The 19267-nt window shown below is 41.1% G+C and carries 20 protein-coding genes and 1 pseudogene; 12 read left to right on the forward strand and 9 right to left on the reverse strand.

The features are described 5' to 3' along the window. Positions 1 to 592: 592 nt before the first annotated feature. Positions 593 to 982 (reverse strand): helix-turn-helix domain-containing protein, encoded by a 390-nt coding sequence (locus FS875_RS07570; RefSeq protein ID WP_144755180.1) that lies wholly within the window; start codon positions 980 to 982, stop codon positions 593 to 595. Positions 983 to 2010: 1028 nt separating this feature from the next. Here FS875_RS07570 and FS875_RS07575 point away from each other — a divergent pair. Next, positions 2011 to 2400: a hypothetical protein gene (locus FS875_RS07575; protein WP_144755183.1), complete on the forward strand. Its 390-nt coding sequence runs from the start codon at positions 2011 to 2013 to the stop codon at positions 2398 to 2400. A gap of 349 nt (positions 2401 to 2749) precedes the next feature. Here FS875_RS07575 and FS875_RS07580 read toward each other — a convergent pair whose 3' ends face one another. Continuing rightward, positions 2750 to 3139 carry a helix-turn-helix domain-containing protein gene (locus FS875_RS07580; protein WP_208000001.1) on the reverse strand — a complete coding sequence of 130 codons (390 nt, stop codon included), beginning with the start codon at positions 3137 to 3139 and terminating at the stop codon, positions 2750 to 2752. 414 nt (positions 3140 to 3553) lie between these two features. Next, complete coding sequence (locus FS875_RS07585; protein WP_144755189.1) at positions 3554 to 3943, reverse strand: helix-turn-helix domain-containing protein; 390 nt, start codon at positions 3941 to 3943, stop codon at positions 3554 to 3556. 888 nt (positions 3944 to 4831) lie between these two features. On the opposite strand from FS875_RS07585, the gene FS875_RS07590 reads away from it, so the two are divergent. Both FS875_RS07590 and FS875_RS07595 read left to right on the forward strand, forming a co-directional pair. Continuing rightward, positions 4832 to 5083, forward strand: coding sequence for an AbrB/MazE/SpoVT family DNA-binding domain-containing protein (locus tag FS875_RS07590; RefSeq protein ID WP_144755192.1), 252 nt, complete (start codon positions 4832 to 4834; stop codon positions 5081 to 5083). Continuing rightward, a complete protein-coding gene (locus FS875_RS07595) occupies positions 5080 to 5478 on the forward strand; it encodes a type II toxin-antitoxin system VapC family toxin (protein WP_144755197.1) in 399 nt (132 codons plus the stop codon). Before FS875_RS07590 ends, FS875_RS07595 begins: the two co-directional genes overlap by 4 nt. Positions 5479 to 5661: 183 nt before the next feature. On the opposite strand, the gene FS875_RS07600 is transcribed toward FS875_RS07595, so the two are convergent. After that, positions 5662 to 6051 (reverse strand): helix-turn-helix domain-containing protein, encoded by a 390-nt coding sequence (locus FS875_RS07600; RefSeq protein WP_208000003.1) that lies wholly within the window; start codon positions 6049 to 6051, stop codon positions 5662 to 5664. Positions 6052 to 6742: 691 nt separating this feature from the next. On the opposite strand from FS875_RS07600, the gene FS875_RS07605 reads away from it, so the two are divergent. From FS875_RS07605 to FS875_RS10260, 4 genes are all read left to right on the forward strand, one after another. After that, positions 6743 to 7009: a hypothetical protein gene (locus FS875_RS07605; protein WP_144755203.1), complete on the forward strand. Its 267-nt coding sequence runs from the start codon at positions 6743 to 6745 to the stop codon at positions 7007 to 7009. Positions 7010 to 7467: 458 nt separating this feature from the next. Further along, positions 7468 to 10047, forward strand: a complete 2580-nt coding sequence (gene clpB / locus FS875_RS07610; protein WP_144755206.1) for an ATP-dependent chaperone ClpB — start codon at positions 7468 to 7470, stop codon at positions 10045 to 10047. 399 nt (positions 10048 to 10446) lie between these two features. Then, positions 10447 to 10641, forward strand: a complete 195-nt coding sequence (locus FS875_RS07615) for a hypothetical protein (protein ID WP_246067887.1) — start codon at positions 10447 to 10449, stop codon at positions 10639 to 10641. Positions 10642 to 11036: 395 nt separating this feature from the next. After that, positions 11037 to 11213: a hypothetical protein gene (locus FS875_RS10260; RefSeq protein WP_166428910.1), complete on the forward strand. Its 177-nt coding sequence runs from the start codon at positions 11037 to 11039 to the stop codon at positions 11211 to 11213. On the opposite strand, the gene FS875_RS07620 is transcribed toward FS875_RS10260, so the two are convergent. The 3 genes and pseudogenes from FS875_RS07620 to FS875_RS07635 all read right to left on the reverse strand — a co-directional run bounded on the left by FS875_RS07620 (position 11199) and on the right by FS875_RS07635 (position 13927). After that, a complete protein-coding gene (locus tag FS875_RS07620) occupies positions 11199 to 11561 on the reverse strand; it encodes a helix-turn-helix domain-containing protein (protein WP_144755228.1) in 363 nt (120 codons plus the stop codon). The two genes, FS875_RS10260 and FS875_RS07620, sit on opposite strands and share 15 nt — an antisense overlap. A gap of 464 nt (positions 11562 to 12025) precedes the next feature. Next, a pseudogene (locus FS875_RS11000) lies at positions 12026 to 12250 on the reverse strand (helix-turn-helix domain-containing protein); the annotation flags it as partial. 1287 nt (positions 12251 to 13537) lie between these two features. After that, complete coding sequence (locus FS875_RS07635; RefSeq protein WP_144755209.1) at positions 13538 to 13927, reverse strand: VOC family protein; 390 nt, start codon at positions 13925 to 13927, stop codon at positions 13538 to 13540. Positions 13928 to 14205: 278 nt separating this feature from the next. On the opposite strand from FS875_RS07635, the gene FS875_RS07640 reads away from it, so the two are divergent. Both FS875_RS07640 and FS875_RS07645 read left to right on the forward strand, forming a co-directional pair. Beyond that, positions 14206 to 14511 (forward strand): hypothetical protein, encoded by a 306-nt coding sequence (locus FS875_RS07640; RefSeq protein ID WP_144755212.1) that lies wholly within the window; start codon positions 14206 to 14208, stop codon positions 14509 to 14511. A 103-nt stretch (positions 14512 to 14614) separates the two neighbouring features. Beyond that, the gene (locus tag FS875_RS07645; RefSeq protein WP_246067888.1) at positions 14615 to 15061 is read left to right on the forward strand and encodes a hypothetical protein; all 447 of its coding nucleotides are present in this window, start codon (positions 14615 to 14617) and stop codon (positions 15059 to 15061) included. Between the two features lie 247 nt (positions 15062 to 15308). On the opposite strand, the gene tnpA is transcribed toward FS875_RS07645, so the two are convergent. Next, positions 15309 to 15725: an IS200/IS605 family transposase gene (gene tnpA / locus FS875_RS07650; RefSeq protein WP_144755215.1), complete on the reverse strand. Its 417-nt coding sequence runs from the start codon at positions 15723 to 15725 to the stop codon at positions 15309 to 15311. A 60-nt stretch (positions 15726 to 15785) separates the two neighbouring features. On the opposite strand from tnpA, the gene FS875_RS07655 reads away from it, so the two are divergent. Then, complete coding sequence (locus FS875_RS07655; protein ID WP_144755217.1) at positions 15786 to 16925, forward strand: RNA-guided endonuclease InsQ/TnpB family protein; 1140 nt, start codon at positions 15786 to 15788, stop codon at positions 16923 to 16925. 545 nt (positions 16926 to 17470) lie between these two features. Here the strand turns inward: FS875_RS07655 and FS875_RS07660 are convergent. Beyond that, positions 17471 to 17833 (reverse strand): helix-turn-helix domain-containing protein, encoded by a 363-nt coding sequence (locus FS875_RS07660; protein ID WP_144755220.1) that lies wholly within the window; start codon positions 17831 to 17833, stop codon positions 17471 to 17473. Positions 17834 to 18411: 578 nt separating this feature from the next. On the opposite strand from FS875_RS07660, the gene FS875_RS07665 reads away from it, so the two are divergent. Then, complete coding sequence (locus FS875_RS07665) at positions 18412 to 18597, forward strand: hypothetical protein (protein ID WP_144755223.1); 186 nt, start codon at positions 18412 to 18414, stop codon at positions 18595 to 18597. Between the two features lie 13 nt (positions 18598 to 18610). Continuing rightward, a complete protein-coding gene (locus FS875_RS07670; protein ID WP_144755226.1) occupies positions 18611 to 18925 on the forward strand; it encodes a hypothetical protein in 315 nt (104 codons plus the stop codon). Positions 18926 to 19267 lie beyond the last annotated feature (342 nt).

Here is a 19267-nt window from a genome sequence, read left to right on the forward strand (position 1 = left end):
TTGTTTGGTTGTTAGCCATAGTGTGGAATGGGGTGCGAGTACTTGAGAGCAGAGTACCCTTGTGTATGGGGGGATAAGTTGGGATGGGGGGGTAAGTTGGGGGCGTTGATGGAATGAAAAGGGAGATGTGACTGGAGGAGAGCGTTTTGTGCGTGGCAGGGCAAATTGGGATGGAGAGGGGTGGCATGATTGGAAGAAGAGAGAAGTTGGGAAGAAGAGGTAAGTGGGTGAAGGGAAATGGAGAGTGGGGCGGGATGTGTTGGTGCGTTGATGGGAATGTGTAAGGAAGAGAAGAGTTGGGGAAATGCTGCGTGAGTTTTGTGTGGTGAGGTAAGGTTTGGGGGAGAGGGAGGGTGGTCCTGTCTGATCTGTGTTCTTTTTTGGGGGGATTTGAGAGAGTAGGTGTAGAGTCAAGAGGTTGGGGTATTGGGTGCTTTGTAGAGCAATGATGGTTGGGAACTTTTTTTAAGTGCGTAGAAATTAAGAATATTTTAGAGTGACAGTATCCTGTTGTGTCTTATGAAATACTCCGCGGTGCATAAATTTTACTGAAAGGGTTTTATACGCGAAGAATGTTGCTGTGTGCTTTGGTCTAATCTCTGATTAGACACCAAATCGCTTGCTGTTTTTTGTGGGGCAGCTCTCTGAAATTTTTTAAAAGGGCAAATTCTTTTGCGCTATAGATGTATTGATCATCATGTGCGTGATGGTCTTTTGTGACAATATCTTTTGTTACAATATCCGCATAAAAAAAGCTTATCGGAACTTGTAGTTTTTGAGCGATTTCTAGTAAACAGCTTGTGCTTACACGGTTTAACCCTTTTTCATATTTTTGAATTTGTTGGAAACTCACCCCTAAAAAGCTTCCTAAAGCCTTTTGAGTAAGCCCTATGGCAATGCGTCTGTGACGAATTCTTTTGCCGATTAAAACGTCAATAAAATGTGGATTTTTGGTTTGAAACTGTGAATTTTTAGCTTGCACTTTGTTTCCCTCACCGCGTGCGAGCGCCCTCGCATTGGTATTCCGGGAGTAACAAGTACTGAATCCGAGTCAGCTTTTTGCTTTTAGTGCTAGGACAGCACCTGGACAGCGCAAAAACTCCCGGAATCCCGGGACACCCACAAGAGTAGGCATAATTATACGCTAAGGTTTAGGGCTTGTTTTCCCTCTTGATCGGTGCGTAGACGATCAAAATATCTTTTAAGTGATAAAGGAATTTCAAAAGATTAGCAAGAAAAATGAAAATATTGGGAAGGTGAAAATATTTTTTGGCGCTTTAAGAATTGTCCTCTTAAATTGTATTGTAAAAAAAATGTTCTGTGAAGAGGATATTAGGTATGGGATACTTGCGTTGAGGGGGAAGAGTTGGCGAAAAAGCATGAGGTTGAAAGAGATGTTGGGGAGAGTGAAGCGGGGATGGGAAAGCTGATTGGCCATGGTGCGGAATGGTGTGAGAGGATTGGGGAGTGAAGAGTCTTGCGAATAGAGAGCAAGTTGAGATGAAGAAGGGCGTTTGATCTATAGAGGCCATGGGGCAAGAGGCTGGATTGTTGATTATAGAGTGGGAGTGGGGAAAGTTTTGTCCTTTGGGGGAATTGGCTTTTTGAAGGGAGAGGGGGGAAGTTTCGTTTGGTTGCTTTTTTTTAAAGATAAAAAATCGTAAAAACGCGAAATCGTAAAAAAAGAAGGAAAGTCCCAGGACGTGGAGGCTTTGTTTATACGCAATAGCATGAAAATAAGTGCCCTATAGCATAAGGGATATGCAATGCCTTCCATGTGTTTTATGTACTTTTAACATACATATTTTGTATGTGAAGCATCACTATATTTTAAGGATACGCTTTGAGGGCTATCAGAGAAAGTCGCCGTTTTTTTTAATGCGTGAAAAATTGATTTATGATCCCTTGATTATAAACCGATACATTGTTAATATCCTTTTTAGCAAAGGTGTTCTTAACTTTTGGGTGTAAGAACTCCTTAGGAGAGGATACAATTGAGAGGGGGTTAAGATGTCAAGATATTTATTACCATTACCACTTGTGCTGGTGGCTGGTTGCTCATCTATGAATCAGGCAAATTATGTTGATCAAAATATTACTAACTCTGATATAAAATTAATTGCTCATGATTTTGTCCACAATCTTAAACATTCTTTACCGCCAGCTCATACAACACTTATTGTGAAAAGAAGTAAAAGAGAGGATAATTTTGCGCCTTTATTTATCGATCTGTTGCAACGTAATGGATATCGCGTGATCTATACAGATCAACCAAATAAACAGCAAAATGGTATCATTTTGACTTATCAAATAATGCCAACAAGTATCGGTCTTCTGTCTACTGTCTCTTATGATGAGGCTGGAGTAACACGTTATTATGTCCGTACTTATAAGAGATGAAACCCCTTTGGCGGTTTGTCTAAAAGAAGGAAATAATAGATAATAAAAAAATGTTGGCAGAAAAATCGCCTTAAGAAGTGAAACTATAGACCTGTCAAATTAGATAAAATTCTGCTGAGAATGGTGAAAGGTCTTCTCGAGACTTTGATGTTGCTTATTCTTAGGAGGGATGTTTGTTCCCTATAAGGGTATAAAATAGCGTCGTTTGAGGTCTGATGATATCCTGTAATTCTGGTGATATCCTATAATGTTGTAAAATATCATTGTTTGGGATTTGGTGATATCGAGCATGGGGAATTTTAAGCTGGGGGAGGGATATGCGCGAAGAATGTTGCTGTGTGCTTTATATCTAATCAGCGATTAGACACCAAATCGCCTGCTGTTTTTTGCGGGGCAGCTCTCTGAAATTTTTTAAAAGGGCAAATTCTTTTGCGTTATAGATATATTGATCAGGGTTTGAGAGATTTTCTTTTGTAATAATATCTTTTGTTACAATATCCGCATAAAAAAAGCTTATCGGGACTTCCAGTTTTGTCGCGATTTCTAGTAAACAGCTTGCGCTTACACGGTTTAACCCTTTTTCATATTTTTGAATTTGTTGGAAACTCACTCCTAAAAAGCTTCCTAAAGCCTTTTGAGTAAGCCCCATGGCAATTCTTCTGTGACGAATCCTTTTGCCGATTAAAACGTCAATAAAATGTGGATTTTTAGTTTGAAACTGTGGACTTTTGGTCTGCACTTTGTTTCCCCTCACCGGTTGCGAGCGCCCTCGCATTGGTATTCCGGGAGGCTAAAAGTACTGAGCTCAGTCAGCTTTTTGCTTTTAGTGCGGTCGAGCACCTGGACATAGCAAAATCTCCCGGAATCCCGGGATACCCGCAAAGCGGGATAAATTCATGTATTAAGCTTTCGGGCTTTTAGATCCCTATTTGACCGTTGCGTAAGCGACCAATGACACTCCATTGATAAAATAATCTTAGAAGATTAGCAAGCATAATCAAAACATCTAGAAAATGAGAGCAGTTGGAAGCTTTAAGAATTATCTTCTTAAATTGTATTGTGAAAAAATATGATGTGAAGAGGATATGGGGCATGGGGGAATTTTAAGCTGGGGGAGGGATATACGCGAAGAATGTTGCTGTGCGCTTTATATCTAATCAGAGATTAGACACCAAATCGCCTGCTGTTTTTTGTGAGGCAGCTCTCTAAAATTTTTTAAAAGGGCAAATTCTTTTGCGCTATAGATATATTGATCAGGGTTTGAGAGATTTTCTTTTGTAACAATATCCTTTGTTACAATATCCGCATAAAAAAAGCTTATCGGAACTTGTAGTTTTGTAGCGATTTCTAGTAAACATTTGGCGCTTACACGGTTTAAACCCTTTTCATATTTTTGAATTTGTTGAAAACTTACTCCTAAAGAATCCCCTAAAGTTTTTTGAGTAAGCCCCATGGCAATTCTTCTGTGACGAATTCTTTTGCCGATTAAAACGTCAATAAAATGTGGATTTTTGGTTTGAAACTGTGGATTTTTGGTCTGCATGTTAAGCCCCTCACCGGTTGCGAGCGCCCTCGCATTGGTATTCCGGGAGTCTAAAAGTACTGAGCTTAATCAGCTTTTTGCTTTTAGTGCGGTCGAGCACCTGGACATAGCAAAATCTCCCGGAATTCCGGGATACCCGCAAAGCGGGATAAATTCATGTATTAAGCTTTCGGGCTTTTAGATCCCTATTTGACCGTTGCGTGGACGATCAAAAACACGTCCTTATCAATAAAGGAATTTCAAAAGATTGGCAAGAAAAATGAAAATATTGGAAAGGTGAAAATATTTTTGAAGCTTTAAGAATTATCTCGTTATCTTCTTATGCTGTAAACAACTGCTCTTTGAGGTTGATATCGGGTAGATGTTTTGCGCACGTGTCATGTTGAATATTTAAGGGAAAGCTTGTTTGGTAAGCTTTTTGAAATACTGTCCTTTGTCTTTTGAGGGGGGGGATATTAGCAGGTATGGGGCCGCTTTAGGAGGAGGTGTTTTGACCACTGATTGGGCGTTTCTTTGCTGTTTTAAGCAAAAGGTGGAGGGTGCGTACAACCTCCGACTTTAAATTTTTTTCAATGGTGCGTGTTTTTCTGCTTTAAAAGCTTTTCCTATTGATCGTATTTGTGTCAGTGATAGATGAAGTATGATCATCTTCAATTCTACACATTCTCTTAATGCTATAAAGCAGCGTTGTTTAATGCTGTGAGCGTTCAGGGTCTCCTATTTTTCGGGGATAATTAGGCATTGCCGGTATGAAAACGACTATATCTTACAATTCCTCATGTTCAGGATCTGCCCCATAGCCCTTTGGCAATTTTTAAAAAGTAATTGAATTTTTCATTATTTTTTATATATACTCAATAACGATATCTATATTAAGAGGATTTTTCTATGCCTTCACTAACTGTTACAGCAAAAGGACAAGTGACGCTGAAGCGGGATTTACTCCAGCACCTTGGTGTTAAACCAGGGGAGCGCATCAACTTTGACAAGTTACCAGGGGGTGAACTTCGTATAAAAGCAGCTCAGCCTACAGGCACAATTGATAGCTTTATTGGACGATTTGCCGGAAAAGGTACAAAAACACTGACTGTGGAAGAAATGAACGAAATTGCTGCCTCTGGTTGGGCGGGGAAAAAATGAAGATTTCTGTAGATACAAATGTTCTAGCCCGCGCTGTTTTACAAGATGATAAAAAACAAGGTGAAATAGCAAGTAAGATCTTAAGGGAAGCTTCTCTCATTGCTATTTCTTTGCCTTGTCTTTGCGAACTTATTTGGATACTTCGCCGCGGGGCAAAATTATCAAAAGAAGAGGTTGCTTTGATGGTTCGTGATCTTCTTGCAACGCGTAATGTTGTCATGAATCGACCAGCTGTTGAAGCAGGACTTGCTATGCTTGAGGCTGGTGGAGATTTTGCTGATGGAATTATATCTTATGAGGGACATTGGCTAGGTGGTGAAACATTTGTTTCATTTGATAAATTAGCAATAGACCTGCTAACGCAAAATGGGTTCTCAGCAAGACTCCTTTCTTAATCTTGTGCCTTAAGATCGTGATGGTGTTATTGTTATAGGAATAATGGGGCTTACTTTTTTAAGCTTAGCGCCTTTTTCTCTTCTATGATAAATTTATCCTATCATGCCTTAAAACATTGCTCTTTGTGGGCAGTATGGGGAATTTAAAGCTGGGGGAGGGATATACGCGAAGAATGTTTATATCTAATCAGAGATTAGACACCAAATCGCCTGCTGTTTTTTGTGGGGCAGCTCTCTGAAATTTTTTAAAAGGGCAAATTCTTTTGTGCTATAGATGTATTGATCAGGATTTGAGAGATTTTCTTTTGTAACAACATCCTTTGTGACAATATCCGCATAAAAAAAGCTTATAGGGACTTGTAGTTTTGTAGCGATTTCTAGTAAACAGCTTGCGCTTACACGGTTTAACCCTTTTTCATATTTTTGAATTTGTTGAAAGCTCACCCTTAAAAAGCTTCCTAAAGCCTTTTGAGAAAGCCCCATGGCAATTCTTCTGTGACGAATTCTTTTGCCGATTAAAACGTCAATAAAATGTGGGCTTTTGGCTTGAAACTGTGGATTTTTGGTCTGCACTTTGTTTCCCCTCACCGGTTGCGAGCGCCCTCGCATTGGTATTCCGGGAGTCTAAAAGTACTGAGCTTAATCAGCTTTTTGCTTTTAGTGCGGTCGAGCACCTGGACATAGCAAAATCTCCCGGAATTCCGGGATACCCGCAAAGCGGGATAAATTCATGTATTAAGCTTTCGGGCTTTTAGATCCCTATTTGACCGTTGCGTGGACGATCAAAAACACGTTCTCATCAATAAAGGAATTTCAAAAGATTAGCAAGAAAAATGAAAATATTGGGAAGGTGAAAATATTTTTTGGCGCTTTAAGAATTATCTTCTTATATTGTGAAAAAAATGGCTCTTTACAGAGCGATGAAGAGCGTTATTTGGGATCGGGTGGGATGGAGAAAGGCGTGCTTTATGAAGCGCTATTGTTTAGAGGGGGATCTGGATCATATGAAGTGATCAGGATGAGGCTTATGTTGTCTTGTCTGTTCCATGTTTTTGAGGGAGAGCTTTGAGCGCGCGCGGAGGGGCAAGAGGTTGGATTGTTGATTATAGAGTGGGGTGGGGAAAGTTTTGTCCTTTGGGGGAATTGGCTTTTTGAAGGGAGAGAGGGGAAAGTTTTATTTGGTTGCTTTTGAGTGAAAATGGAAAAGCGTAAAAACGTGAAATCGTAAAAAGGGGAGAGGGCGTTTTAAGCCGTGGAGGATTTTATGTGTTGTGCAAGCTTTGGGGGCGGGGTTTGGGCTTTTGCTATAGTGTGGAATGATGTGAGAGGATTGGGGAGTGAAGAGTTTGTTAATGGAGGGACAAGCTGGGATAGAGAAGGGGGGGCGCATATTGATGTGTTGATGGGAAAGAAAAGGAAACAGAGAGAGGGAGGAGAGAATGGGATGGAGGAGCGTGATTGGAGGAGAGAGTCTGTTCGTAGGGAGACAAGTTTGAGAAGAAGAGGCGCGTTAAGGGTATTGGTGTGTTGATGGAAGGAGGGAAGATTTATGTTGGGGCTGTGTTGGAGGAAGTGGGGCGCCTATGGCGGGGTAAAGTCAATTTTTCTAAGGAGGCTTTCATGTTCTTCTTAAAGGCGTTCTTCTGAATGTTTTTAAGCGATGGGCAATTTGTCGCAAGGGATGAAATTCATTTTGGGAGCACTTGATTTTTCGGTTCTATGATACTTTTTTGCACGCGTTTCTTGTCCTTCTTTTTTCTTTCGTATTTTTGCTCTTGCACTCGTTTAGATCACATCCCATATTCATTTTAACACGACAGTTCTTCATGCTTCAACGTTTCTGGTGTTCGTGTGGTGAGGCAGTCTTTATGACATGCTGGGGAGAGCTTTTGGTTTAGTGTTTTGAGAAAATAAAAGGGCTGGGGCGATGACCAAAGGGGCGATGATGAAAAAAAGATGCCTAAAAAGTTGCTCTGAGAAAGGAAAAAAATGAACTTGGAAAAATATAGCGAACGCGTGCAAGGGTTTTTACAATCAGCACAAAATAACGCTTTGGCTTCTGATCATCAGCAGTTTATGCCGGAACATTTCTTGAAAGTGTTGTTAGATGATCCCCAAGGATTGGCAGCATCGCTGATCCAAAAAGCAGGGGGAGATCTCAAGCTTATTCAAAAAGCACTTAAAGAAGCACTTGAAGCTTTGCCAAAAGTGCAAGGGGGAAATGGACAACTCTATCTCTCGCAGCCGGTGGCAAAAGTCTTCGCGTTGGCAGAGGAGCTCGCACAAAAAGCTGGGGATCAATTTGTCACTGTCGAGCGCATGTTGCAAGCGCTGTTGATGGAAAAATCCGCAAAAACCGCCGATATACTCACAAAAGCAGGCTTGTCCCCGCAGGCGCTTAATCAGGCAATTAATGACCTGCGAAAAGGTAAAACAGCAACAAGCCCCCATGCGGAGGGGCAATATGATGCCTTGAAAAAATATGCTCGTGATCTTACAAAAGATGCCCGTGAGGGAAAACTCGACCCGGTTATTGGGCGAGAAGAAGAAATTCGACGCACTATTCAGGTGCTCTCACGGCGGACAAAAAATAATCCCGTGTTGATTGGGGAGCCAGGGGTGGGAAAAACCGCTATTGTTGAAGGGTTGGCGCTGCGTATTATCAATGGCGATGTTCCAGAAACTTTGCGCGATAAACAACTCTATGCTCTGGATATGGGCGCGCTTATTGCGGGCGCAAAATATCGCGGCGAATTTGAAGAACGTCTTAAAGCCGTTCTGGCAGAAGTACAAGCCGAAAATGGGCAGATTATTCTCTTTATTGATGAATTGCATAACCTTGTGGGGGCTGGAAAGTCTGATGGTCCGATGGATGCTTCCAACTTGTTAAAGCCGGCTCTTGCCCGTGGAGAACTCCATTGTGTGGGGGCAACAACCCTGGATGAATATCGAAAATATGTCGAAAAAGATGCTGCTCTTGCTAGACGTTTCCAACCGGTCTTCGTACCTGAGCCATCGCTGGAGGATACGATTTCTATCTTGCGTGGGATTAAAGAAAAATATGAACAGCACCACAAAGTGCGTTTGGCAGATAGCGCTTTAATTGCTGCTGCACGACTCTCTTCCCGTTATATTACTGATCGTTTCTTGCCCGATAAAGCTATTGATCTGATTGATGAAGCTGCTGCACGCTTGCGTATGCAGGTTGATTCAAAGCCTGAAGAATTAGACGCTCTCGATCGGCGTATTTTACAGTTGAAAATCGAACGGGAAGCTTTGAAAACAGATGTTGAACCTACAGCAAAAGAACGTTTGAACAATGTGCAGGAAGAACTCAAAACATTGGAACAACAGTCCGCTGAAATGACAACCGCTTGGCAGGCTGAAAAACAAAAATTAGGGCATGCGGCTGATTTGAAAAAACAACTCGAAGAAGCACGCAATGCTTTGGCAATTGCACAGCGCGATGGACAATTCCAACGCGCAGGCGAACTGGCTTATAGTGTTATTCCGGAACTTGAAAAACAATTAACCTTAGCCGAAAATGATGACCAAAAAAATCATCTCGTTGAAGAAACGGTGACCGCTGAACATGTCGCGCGGATTGTTTCTCGCTGGACCGGTATTCCTGTTGATCGGATGTTGGAAGCAGAACGTGAAGCACTCTTGCGTATGGAAGATGAAATTGCGACCCGTGTCGTGGGACAGGGGGAAGCGGTTCAAGCGGTGGCGCGGGCTGTCCGGCGGGCGCGGGCGGGGTTGCAAGATCCTAATCGTCCTCTGGGTTCTTTCATGTTTTTGGGACCTACCGGTGTGGGAAAAACCGAACTTACCAAAGCTTTGGCAGCTTTTCTTTTTCAAGATCCCAATGCTATGTTGCGTATTGATATGTCAGAATATATGGAAAAACATGCGGGGGCGCGGCTCATTGGGGCACCGCCCGGATATGTCGGATATGAAGAAGGCGGCGTGCTAACGGAGTCTGTACGAAGAAGACCTTATCAAGTTATTCTCTTTGATGAAATTGAAAAGGCACATCCGGATATCTTTAATCTGCTGCTGCAAGTGTTGGATGAAGGGCGCTTGACCGATAGTCAGGGCAGAACGGTCGATTTTCGTAATACTTTGTTGATTATGACCTCTAATCTTGGTGCTGAATTTTTAACCGCTTTGCCGGAAGGACAAACGGTTGATCAAGCAAAAGACGATGTGATGAATGTTGTCAAAGCCGCGTTCCGTCCGGAGTTTTTAAACCGTATTGATGAGATTATTCTCTTTCAGCGGTTGCAACGCAAAGATATGGAAGCGATTGTTGATATTCAGATACAACATTTGCAAAATTTGCTCAATGAACGCAACATAACCTTGCACATCAAACCAGAAGTTCGACAATTCCTTGCCGATAAAGGCTATGACCCCCTTTATGGAGCACGCCCCCTTAAACGGATTATCCAAAAGGAAATTCAAGATCCGCTTGCAGAAAAAATCTTATTTGGAGAAATTCACGATGAAACGGTGGTGACAGTTACAAAACAAGGGGATCGCTTGGATTTTTCGCCTGAAACATAAGTGGGGGGAAATTCCACGGGATAGAAGGGGCGATAATCCTCTTATGCCATAACACCGTTGTTTTTGAGCGGCATGCACAGTGTGCTGCTCTGCTTGAATGGACAATGGTGAAAATCTGCTAGGAAAGCATTTGGATTATTTACGCACACACTGTTATTTATAGAGCGGTGTGTGGTGGTTGGTTTTGTCTTTTGGGGGGCTGGGTGGATGTTTCATTTGGCTGATTTCTGTAAAGCTGTAAAAGCGTAAAAATGTATATCTGTGAAAATGAAGGGGAGGTTCAAGGTTATGGGGGATTTAGGCGTTGTATAGGCTTTGGAGGCGTATTGGGGCTTTTGTCTGATGTGTTGAGGAGAGAGAGGATTTGGAGGTGGAGATTTTGTCAATGGAGGAAACAAATTGGGGGAGGAAACAAATTGGTATGAAGAGGGCGCGCGTATTGGTGTGTTGATGAGAGAGGAGAGGAAGCAGAGAGAGGGAGGAGAAAGTGTCAAAATGGGAGAGAATGGGATGGAGGGGGGCGTGGTTACTATAAGAGAGGGGGGAGAGAGTGAAGGGGAGAGAGTGCGAAGGGGAAGAGGTTGGTTTTTATGATTGTGAGGAATTGAGTATTATTTTGCCGTGTGCTGTCGAGAAATGGCAAAAGCAGTAAGGTATGTTTTTTCAAAAATGCGTGAATGAGCAACATAATGATGGTTTATTTTGTGCTTTATGTTTTGGGCATTCTGGTTGCATGAGAGAGATGATTATGAGAAAGAATGACACAAAATATTAAAAGAACAATATAAAAACTTGACAAGGTTAATGTAAAAAGGTATCATAATGGCACAATCGGAATTGTATCTTTAAACCAGAGCAGATTGAGAGCCCCGTATAAGAGCTATTGCGAAGATGGCATTGCGAAGACGATGGGTGAGAAGAGAATAGGGTGTGGGTGCTCAAGGTTTTTTCCCAAGATTTTGTTGCTTTGTTGCTCTCTGATGCTGTCAATGCGAGCTGAACAAGGGCAGGCTGAACAAGAGGCGATGTTGCAAGAGAGTGTCCTTCTCCATTGGGAGGCTGCTGTACATTATTGGAGGCGGGTGATATCCGATATCAAAAGCTTTAGGTCCAGGGGGAAAGCGACGAATAATGTTTGTGGGCGTTTTTATCTAATCGGAAATTAACCACCAAATCGCCTTTTGTTTTTTAGGGTGGAGTTCTCTAAAAGTTTTCACAAGGGTCTGTTCCTTTTCACTATAGATTTCTTGATCATTGTGTGAGAGATTTTCTGGAATGTTTTCTTTTGAAATATCCGCATAAAAAAAGGTAATGGGAACCTTCAGTAGCTTGGCAATTTCCTGTAGCCGCCCTGCGCTTACACGATTGAAGCCTTTTTCGTATTTTTGGATTTGTTGGAAACTGACACCTAAATGGCTGCCTAATTCCTTTTGAGAAAGCCGCATTGAAATTCTTCTGTGACGAATTCTTTTGCCAATAGAAATATCATTAAAATGTGAATTTTTGGTTTGCACTTTATGCCCCCCACCGGTTGCGAGCGCCCTCGCATGAGTATTCCGGGAGGTTGAAAGCACTGAACTCAAATCAGCATTTTGCTTTTAGTGTGTTAGACACACTTGGACATAGCAAAATCTCCCGGAATTCCGGGACACCCACAACAGTGGGGTAAATTAATATTTGAGTTTTCGGGCTTCAACTCCCTATTTGACCGTTGCGTGGACGATCAAAAACACGCGTTAATCAATAAAGTAATTTCAAAAGATTAGCAAGAAAAATTAAAACATTGGCTATGTTGCACACTCATAAAAGAGTGTTGTTCTGAGGTGTGGTGAAGAGAGCAGGAATGTTAAGGCGTGCTTTATGAAGGACTATCCGTTTGAAGGGTGATGATCTGAAGTCCGTAGGGGATATTTTGCTTCATAAGAAGCCTGATTGTTAATAAACTAGTGTTGACTAAAGTGATGTGGGGTGTTGGTTTGAAGAATTTTTCGTATTTTTGGATTTGTTGGAAACTGACGCCTAAATGGCTTCCTAATTCCTTTTGAGAAAGCCGCATTGAAATTCTTCTATGACGAATTCTTTTGCTTGATAAGAAATATCGTTTCAAGTCCTCCGCCGGTTGCGAGCGCCCTCTTATGCGTATTCCGGGAGTAGTAAAGTACTGAGTTCTAATCAGCATTTTGCTTTTAGTGCGGTCGAGCACCTGGACAGTGCAAAATCTCCCGGAATCTGAGAAGCTCACATAGTGAGCTAATTTTTTAGAACTTAGGGCTTTACTATCCCTTATTGACCGTTGCGTGGACGATCAAAATATCTTTTAAGTGATAAAGTAATTTCAGGAGATTAGCAAGAAAAATGAAAATATTGGCTATGCTGCACACTCGTAAAAGAGTGTTGTTCTGAGATATGGTGGTCTGAAGTCAATAGAGAGAGCTTGCTTTAAGGGAAGGCAGATTTTTTATAGACTGTTGTTTAAATATTTAAAGATCAGTGTTTTTTTGTTCTTTATGGGCAGGAAGGTTAAAAATTTCGCAAGTGTCAAGAGAATGGGAATAAAGTTGGCAATATGTGGGCGTTACCAATAGAAATATCGTTAAAATGTGAATTTTTGGTTTGCACTTTATGCCCCCCGCCGGTCGCGAGCGCCCTCTTATGCGTATTCCGGGAGGTTGAAAGTACTGAGCCTAATCAGCCTTTTGCTTTTAGTGTGTTAGACACACTTGGACAGTGCAAAAGCTCCCGGAATTCCGGGATTCCCGCAAAGCGGGACAAATTCATGTATTAGGCTTTTCAGGCTTCAACTCCCTATTGATCGCTGCGTGGACGATCAAAGCACCTTTTGTGTGATAAAGTAATTTCAAAAGATTGGCAAGAAAAATGAAAACATTGGCTATGTTGCACACTCGTAAAAGAGTGCTGTTCTGAGGTGTGGTGAAGAGAGCAGGAAATATTCGGGCGTGTTTTATGAAGGACTATCCATTTGAAGGGTGATGATCTGAAGCTCGTAGGGGATATTTTGCGACATAAGAAGCTCGATTGTTAATGGACCAGTGTTAACTAAAGTAGTGTGGGATGTTTGTTTGAAGGATTTTTCTGTAAAGATGTAAAAGCGTAAAAACGTTGATCTGTAAAAAAGTAAGGCGAAGTTTTAGGTCGTGGAGGATTTACACGTTGTGTGGGTTTTTAGGGCGTGTTGTCCTTTTGTTATGGCGTGGAATGGGATGAGAGGCTTGTGGGGCAAGGAGTCTGTGAATGGAGCAGGGGGCTTAGATGAAGAGGGATGACGAGAGAAAAAATCTTTTAGGGCTGGCTGGACAAGCTTGATAAAACACTCTGCTTTGAGGGGGGACCTCGAAGTGAAAAATCCGGCTTCTTCTTTAGAAGAAGCTAGACTATTCAAAAAAATGGCGCTGGATGAAGTCTTCGTCCTTTAAGGTGAGAGGAGTGGAAGTCAAAATTCAGGCAATTAAAGATCAGGTCTTAAAGTTTTTTAATCCAGTGGACAAACACGAATAAGATGACCGTCGGGATCTTTGATGAGGAAGGTTCGTCCAAATACATCCGTATAGGGTTCTTTCAAGACATTTATCTCAACGGTGGTTTGTTCTTGCCATTCTGTATAGAGTTTATCTACGTCCTCTCCGTGAGGCAACATAATGCCGATTTCTGAAAAACGAGGCACATTTTCCTCAGGCGTATCGCCTCCAGACCAGAGAGCAAAGAGGGCATCACCCGAAGAAGTAAATGCAACATAGCGTGGCGAGATGAATACAGGCTCTTTTTTGAAGATGAATTTGTAAAAAGCGGTAGAATGCTCTATGTTTGATACGTATATCAACTGTAGGTTCGGGGTAACAGGATAAGAGGGGATCGTGCTCATAAATTCTCCATTAATAGCGGTTTCCTGACACGGTATATCTCTATAGAGGATATTTCAACAAGAGATTGTGAAACTTCCATTCGCAGAGTGTTTTATCCCATCATGCCGTAAAACACTGTTCTTTGAGGGTGGTGATATCAGGCATGGAGAACTTTAGGCCGGGGGGAGGTCAATTTAGGCTTAAAAGACAGCTCTCTTTAAAGAATTAGAGGAACTTTAATTGACCAGATTCAACTATTAAATTAAATATGAATAAGTATTACCAAAAGGAGTTTTCTATGGAAAAGAAATTACCCAGAAGTTATATGACTGATGCTGAACGCGAGGAATTACGAGCAGGCGGTTTAGATCAAGATGGTATTTATACAGCCGAGTCAGAAGCGGCAGATTATGCCGGTGATGGCAACGCAGCATGGGAATGGTTGGCAATGACTGAGCCTCCAGCACATACACTTTTGTTTCTTAGATCTGAACGTGGAGCACAATTTATTCGTGATATGGGATTTTCTACAAAAAAAGCTGATGAGAAATATGGTCCAGATTGGTTAGACAAAGGTGTTATGATAGGAGGCGATTATTTCTAAAGAAGATGATAAGATAGAAAAGATTTTTTTCCGTGAAAATAACTATATAGAAAGTCGAGCTCAAACATTAGCGTCTAAGAAGTTATGTAGTGTGTGGAATGAATTGTATGATCATGTTTGTGATGTTGGACGTAGTAATAACTTGTCATTACTTATTAGTACAGAACAAAAAATTGTAAAAAATGATTTGTTTAGATATACCAATAGTAAGTCTATGGCAGGGAGTCTCAGAACGGCTTTAGCGGAAATAGATGTTATTAAAGATCATGTAATGATTGTTTCTGATCCTAAGCAATATGACATAATTAATAGGGGACATAATCTACCAAAGCTTCGTAAAAATGGATTGCCTTATGATGGAGCTCAACGAGCAATGGCATCACATTATACACGATTGGGAAATCTCGATAAAGGGCGTTTAACAGATATTGAAAAGTCTATCCTTGATATGCGGATGAATAATATGAAGGTAATGCGGAAGCTCTACGAAAAAATGCAAGCTAAAGCTATTAGTATAGATCTTTCACGCGATAAAGGTCATTCTCTTTAAGAAAACAAGCGTAAGATTCTTCGTATATTTGTTTTTTTGTATTGTATATAGGTGTATAGCAAACGCTGGAATTAAATGGGGGGAAAATTGGGAAATCAATCTACGCATATACCTAAAAGAAAATCTCGATTGATATTTATATTATCCCATCATGCCGTAAAACACTGTTCTTTGAGGGGCGTGACCTGAAGTCAATAGAGGGAACGTGCTTTAAGGAAAGCTGGAGTGTTGAGGGATTATTATAGAGCTAGGTAGGCGTGTTTTGTTGTTGGATATATTGACGGATAATGTTAATTGGTGCACCACCACAGCTACTGGCGAAATAAGATGGTGACCAAAGGTTATTACTCCATAGTTTTCTTTGTTTCATGAGTGACTTTTTTTGCTTTAACATTCTACTGGAAACACCTTTTAAGCTATTAACGAGTGTGGAGATAGAAACTTTCGGAGGGTAATTGATAAGCAGGTGAATGTGATCACTTTCTCCATCAAATTCAACACATTCTGCTTCAAAGTGAAGACAAACATTTTTAAAAATAACATGTAAGTCTTCTAACATTTCTTTAGTAAAAATTTTTCTACGATACTTCGTTACGAAGACTAAATGGACATGTAGATTAAAAACACAGTGTCGTTTGCGTTTTAATTTAGTTTCTTTTTTCATAAATTAAGTATAAGGTATTAAAAGTGAAGTAATAAAAAGAGCCGATATTTAACAGATCCTATGCAATTACGCAAAGCCTTTAAATTTGAGATTTTGCCCAATGGTGAGCAGATTAGCAAAATTAAGAAGTTTTGTGGGTGTGCACGTGTGGTGTATAATCGGGCTTTAGCATGGCAAAATGAGCAATATAAACAGGATAATGACTTCAAGTTCCGCTATACGCAAATTGCAAATCTGTTACCACAATGGAAACAAGAGCTGCATTGGCTTACAGAATGCCATTCACAAGTTTTACAGCAATCTTTAAAAGATCTTGAGAGTGCATTTAAAAATTTCTTTCAAAACCGGGCAGATTTTCCAAAGTTTAAGAAAAAAGGCGTGAAAGAAAGTATCCGTTTTCCACAAGGTTTTAAGGTTGAACAGGACAATAATCGTTTGTATTTACCAAAAATTGGTTGGATTCGCTATCGCAACAGTCGTATGATTACAGGAAAAGTCAAAAATATCACGGTTAGTCAAAAATGTGGTCATTTTTTTGTGAGTATTCAAACCGAATGTGAGGTTGAGATTCCCTTCCACACCGGTGGAGAAATTGGTATTGATATGGGGGTTGTGCGTTTTGCAACACTTTCTGATGGTCATTTTTTTAAACCTCTCAATGCTTTTAAAACGCAAAAAGACAAATTAGCTCGTCTGCAAAAACAACTTAAAAATAAAGTGAAATTTAGTCAAAATTGGAGGAAAGTAAAAGCGAAAATCGCTCATTTGCATTACAAGATTGCTCATTGTCGTAAAGATTTTTTGCATCAAATTTCAAGTCAAATCAGCAAAAGCCACGCAAGGATTTACATTGAAGATTTACAAGTATGCAATATGTCTAAATCGGCAAAAGGTACAGTAGAAGAACCGGGTTGCAATGTGAAACAGAAATCAGGTTTGAATCGCTCGATTTTAGATCAATCTTGGTTTGAATTTAGAAGACAACTTGATTACAAAAGCCAATGGCAAGGTGGTATGTTAATGTCTGTACCGCCGCATAATACAAGTCGGATTTGTCCTTGTTGTGGTCATGTTTCTAAAGAAAATCGGCAAACACAGGCTACTTTTACATGTGTAGAGTGTGGCTATAGTAATAATGCCGATCTTGTTGGTGCATTGAATATATTGTCACGTGGGCAAACGCTCTCTGAAACAATATGAATATTTCAGGGCAGGGCTTGCCCGTAGAGCCTATGAAGTGAACCGCATGAGTGGTCAGCAGTAGGAACCCGCTGAGAGAAGCCGAACTGTTCAAGAGATCGGCGCTGGTAGGAATCCTCGTCCTTTAGGGCGGGGTGGAGGTCAATACAAATAATTTTTAATGTCAAATATTATCCTATCATGCCGTAAAACACCGTCGTTTAGGGCGGTGATATCAGGCATGGAGAACTTTAGGCGGGGGGGGTATTTAAAAAACTGATTGGGTGTTTTCCTTTGCTGTTTAAGCAAAGATAGAGGATATGTAAAACGCACTGCTTCATCATTTTTAGATGATGAGCGTTTTTCTGCTTTAAAATTTTACTATCAAACAGCGTTGTTTGAAGGGTGGTAATCTGAAGCACATGAAGTGGAGAGCCAAAGGGGCTGGGCAAGATTTTGGTTATCGTTTAGTGAGCAGGGTGGTGGTCCATTTTCGTAAAAATGGTAAAGCGTGAAAACGTGGATCTGTATGAAGTAAAGGATTGGAGCTTTGTGGGCGTTTTTATCTAATCGGAAATTAACCACCAAATCGCCTTTTGTTTTTTAGGGTGGAGTTCTCTAAAAGTTTTCACAAGGGTCTGTTCTTTTTCGCTATAGATTTCTTGATCATTGTGTGAGAGATTTTCTGGAATATCTTCTTTTGAAATATCCGCATAAAAAAAGGTAATGGGAACCTCTAGCGCGTTGGCAATTTCCTGTAGCCGCCCTGCGCTTACACGGTTGAAGCCTTTTTCGTATTTTTGGATTTGTTGGAAACTGACACCTAAATGGTTTCCTAATTCCTTTTGAGAAAGCCGCATTGAAATTCTTCTATGACGAATTCTTTTGCCAATAGAAATATCATTAAAATGTGAATTTTTGGTTTGCACTTTATGCCCCCCGCCGGTTGCGAGCGCCCTCGCATGAGTATTCCGGGAGTCTAAAAGTACTGAATCCGAGTCAGCTTTTTTGCTTTTAGTGCTAGAAAGCACCTGGACATAGCAAAAACTCCCGGAATTCCGGGACACCCACAACAGTAGGTTTATTTGTACGCTCGGATTTAGGGCTTTTAGTTCCCTTATTGACCGTTGCGTGGACGGTCAAAATATCTTTTAAGTGATAAAGTAATTTCAAAAGATTGGCAAGAAAAATTAAAACATTGGCGATGCTGCACATTCATAAAACAGTGTTGTTCTGAGGTGTGGTGAAGAGAGCAGGAATATTCAGGATAAGGCGTGTTTTATGAAGGACTATCCGTTTGAAGGGTGATAATCTGAAGTTCGTAGGGGATATTTTGCTCCATAAGAAGCCCGATTGTTAATAAACTAGTGTTGACTAAAGTGGTGTGAGGTGTTTGTTTGAAGGATTTTTCTGTAAAAATGCAAAAGCGTAAAGGTGTGGATCTGTAAAAAAGGAAGGCGAAGTTTTAGGTCGTGGAGGATTTACACGTTGTGTGGGTTTTTAGGGCGTGTTGTCCTTTTGTGAGGGTGTGGAAGGGGATGAGAGGTTTGGAGTTGATGGTTTCGGCATTATGGCAGATTTTGGCTTTTTGCTTGGGGCTTTGAGCTTTGGGCTTGTGGGGGGTGGTTTTGAAGGTTTGTTGCTGATTTTCATGGCATTGTTTCATGGCATGGAATTGGTTTTTCTTGATTGAAAGGAACATGATGATGGCTGAGAAAAATTGTCTTCCCTTACGTCGAAGAGGACGAAAAAAAGGGACTTTGAATAAAACAACAAGGCGGTTTAATGAAGCCTTACTTACAGCTGCTGAGCAGGCTGGATCTCAGTATGGGGAGGATGGGCTCGTGTCTTATTTGCAATATCATGCCCTGAATAATCCTGTGCCTTTTTTTTCGCTGTTAGCAAAAGTTTTGCCTCTGCAAGTGACGGGAGAAGGAAATGTCAAAACAATTTCGCGGATTGAGATTGTTCCCGTGAAGTCAAAAGAGCCCCAATCAGAAAAGCGTGGTCTTGAAGCGTGACCTTAAGGAAATTCAAGCATGTGATATTGGAAAATATAAGGCGGGTGAGAGAAGTTTTCTGTCTTGGAAGGGGGCGCTGTTTTGAGGGATGATAGTCAAGGGCGTTTAGAGGTTATCGGGCTGGTTAGGTGCTTGTGATACTGGAAGGTGTTTAGTAGAGGGCGATGATGCGTCAAGGGCGTGTGCTGGGTGGCTGGTCGTGCTTTGGTCGAGCCTCTTTGAGGGATCAATCACGTGTTAAGGCTTGGGAGGTGGGGTGTATCATGATGTTGAGTTTTTAAGGGATTTTTGTGGGAGAGTGCTGAAGTTGAGGGGGGGGGGAAATACCGCGCTTTTGTGGGG

The sequence above is a fragment of the Bartonella saheliensis genome, from assembly GCF_902162175.1.

What these genes read in the sequence shown, in the direction of transcription:
- FS875_RS07655 (WP_144755217.1), top strand. Translation starts at nt 15,786, where the DNA reads ATGCAATTACGCAAAGCCTTTAAATTTGAGATTTTGCCCAATGGTGAG.
- FS875_RS07605 (WP_144755203.1), top strand. Translation starts at nt 6,743, where the DNA reads ATGTGTTGTGCAAGCTTTGGGGGCGGGGTTTGGGCTTTTGCTATAGTG.
- FS875_RS07635 (WP_144755209.1), bottom strand. Translation starts at nt 13,927, where the DNA reads ATGAGCACGATCCCCTCTTATCCTGTTACCCCGAACCTACAGTTGATA.
- clpB (WP_144755206.1), top strand. Translation starts at nt 7,468, where the DNA reads ATGAACTTGGAAAAATATAGCGAACGCGTGCAAGGGTTTTTACAATCA.
- FS875_RS07640 (WP_144755212.1), top strand. Translation starts at nt 14,206, where the DNA reads ATGGAAAAGAAATTACCCAGAAGTTATATGACTGATGCTGAACGCGAG.
- FS875_RS07585 (WP_144755189.1), bottom strand. Translation starts at nt 3,943, where the DNA reads ATGCAGACCAAAAATCCACAGTTTCAAACCAAAAATCCACATTTTATT.
- FS875_RS07595 (WP_144755197.1), top strand. Translation starts at nt 5,080, where the DNA reads ATGAAGATTTCTGTAGATACAAATGTTCTAGCCCGCGCTGTTTTACAA.
- FS875_RS07670 (WP_144755226.1), top strand. Translation starts at nt 18,611, where the DNA reads ATGGCTGAGAAAAATTGTCTTCCCTTACGTCGAAGAGGACGAAAAAAA.
- FS875_RS07575 (WP_144755183.1), top strand. Translation starts at nt 2,011, where the DNA reads ATGTCAAGATATTTATTACCATTACCACTTGTGCTGGTGGCTGGTTGC.
- FS875_RS10260 (WP_166428910.1), top strand. Translation starts at nt 11,037, where the DNA reads ATGCGAGCTGAACAAGGGCAGGCTGAACAAGAGGCGATGTTGCAAGAG.
- FS875_RS07590 (WP_144755192.1), top strand. Translation starts at nt 4,832, where the DNA reads ATGCCTTCACTAACTGTTACAGCAAAAGGACAAGTGACGCTGAAGCGG.
- tnpA (WP_144755215.1), bottom strand. Translation starts at nt 15,725, where the DNA reads ATGAAAAAAGAAACTAAATTAAAACGCAAACGACACTGTGTTTTTAAT.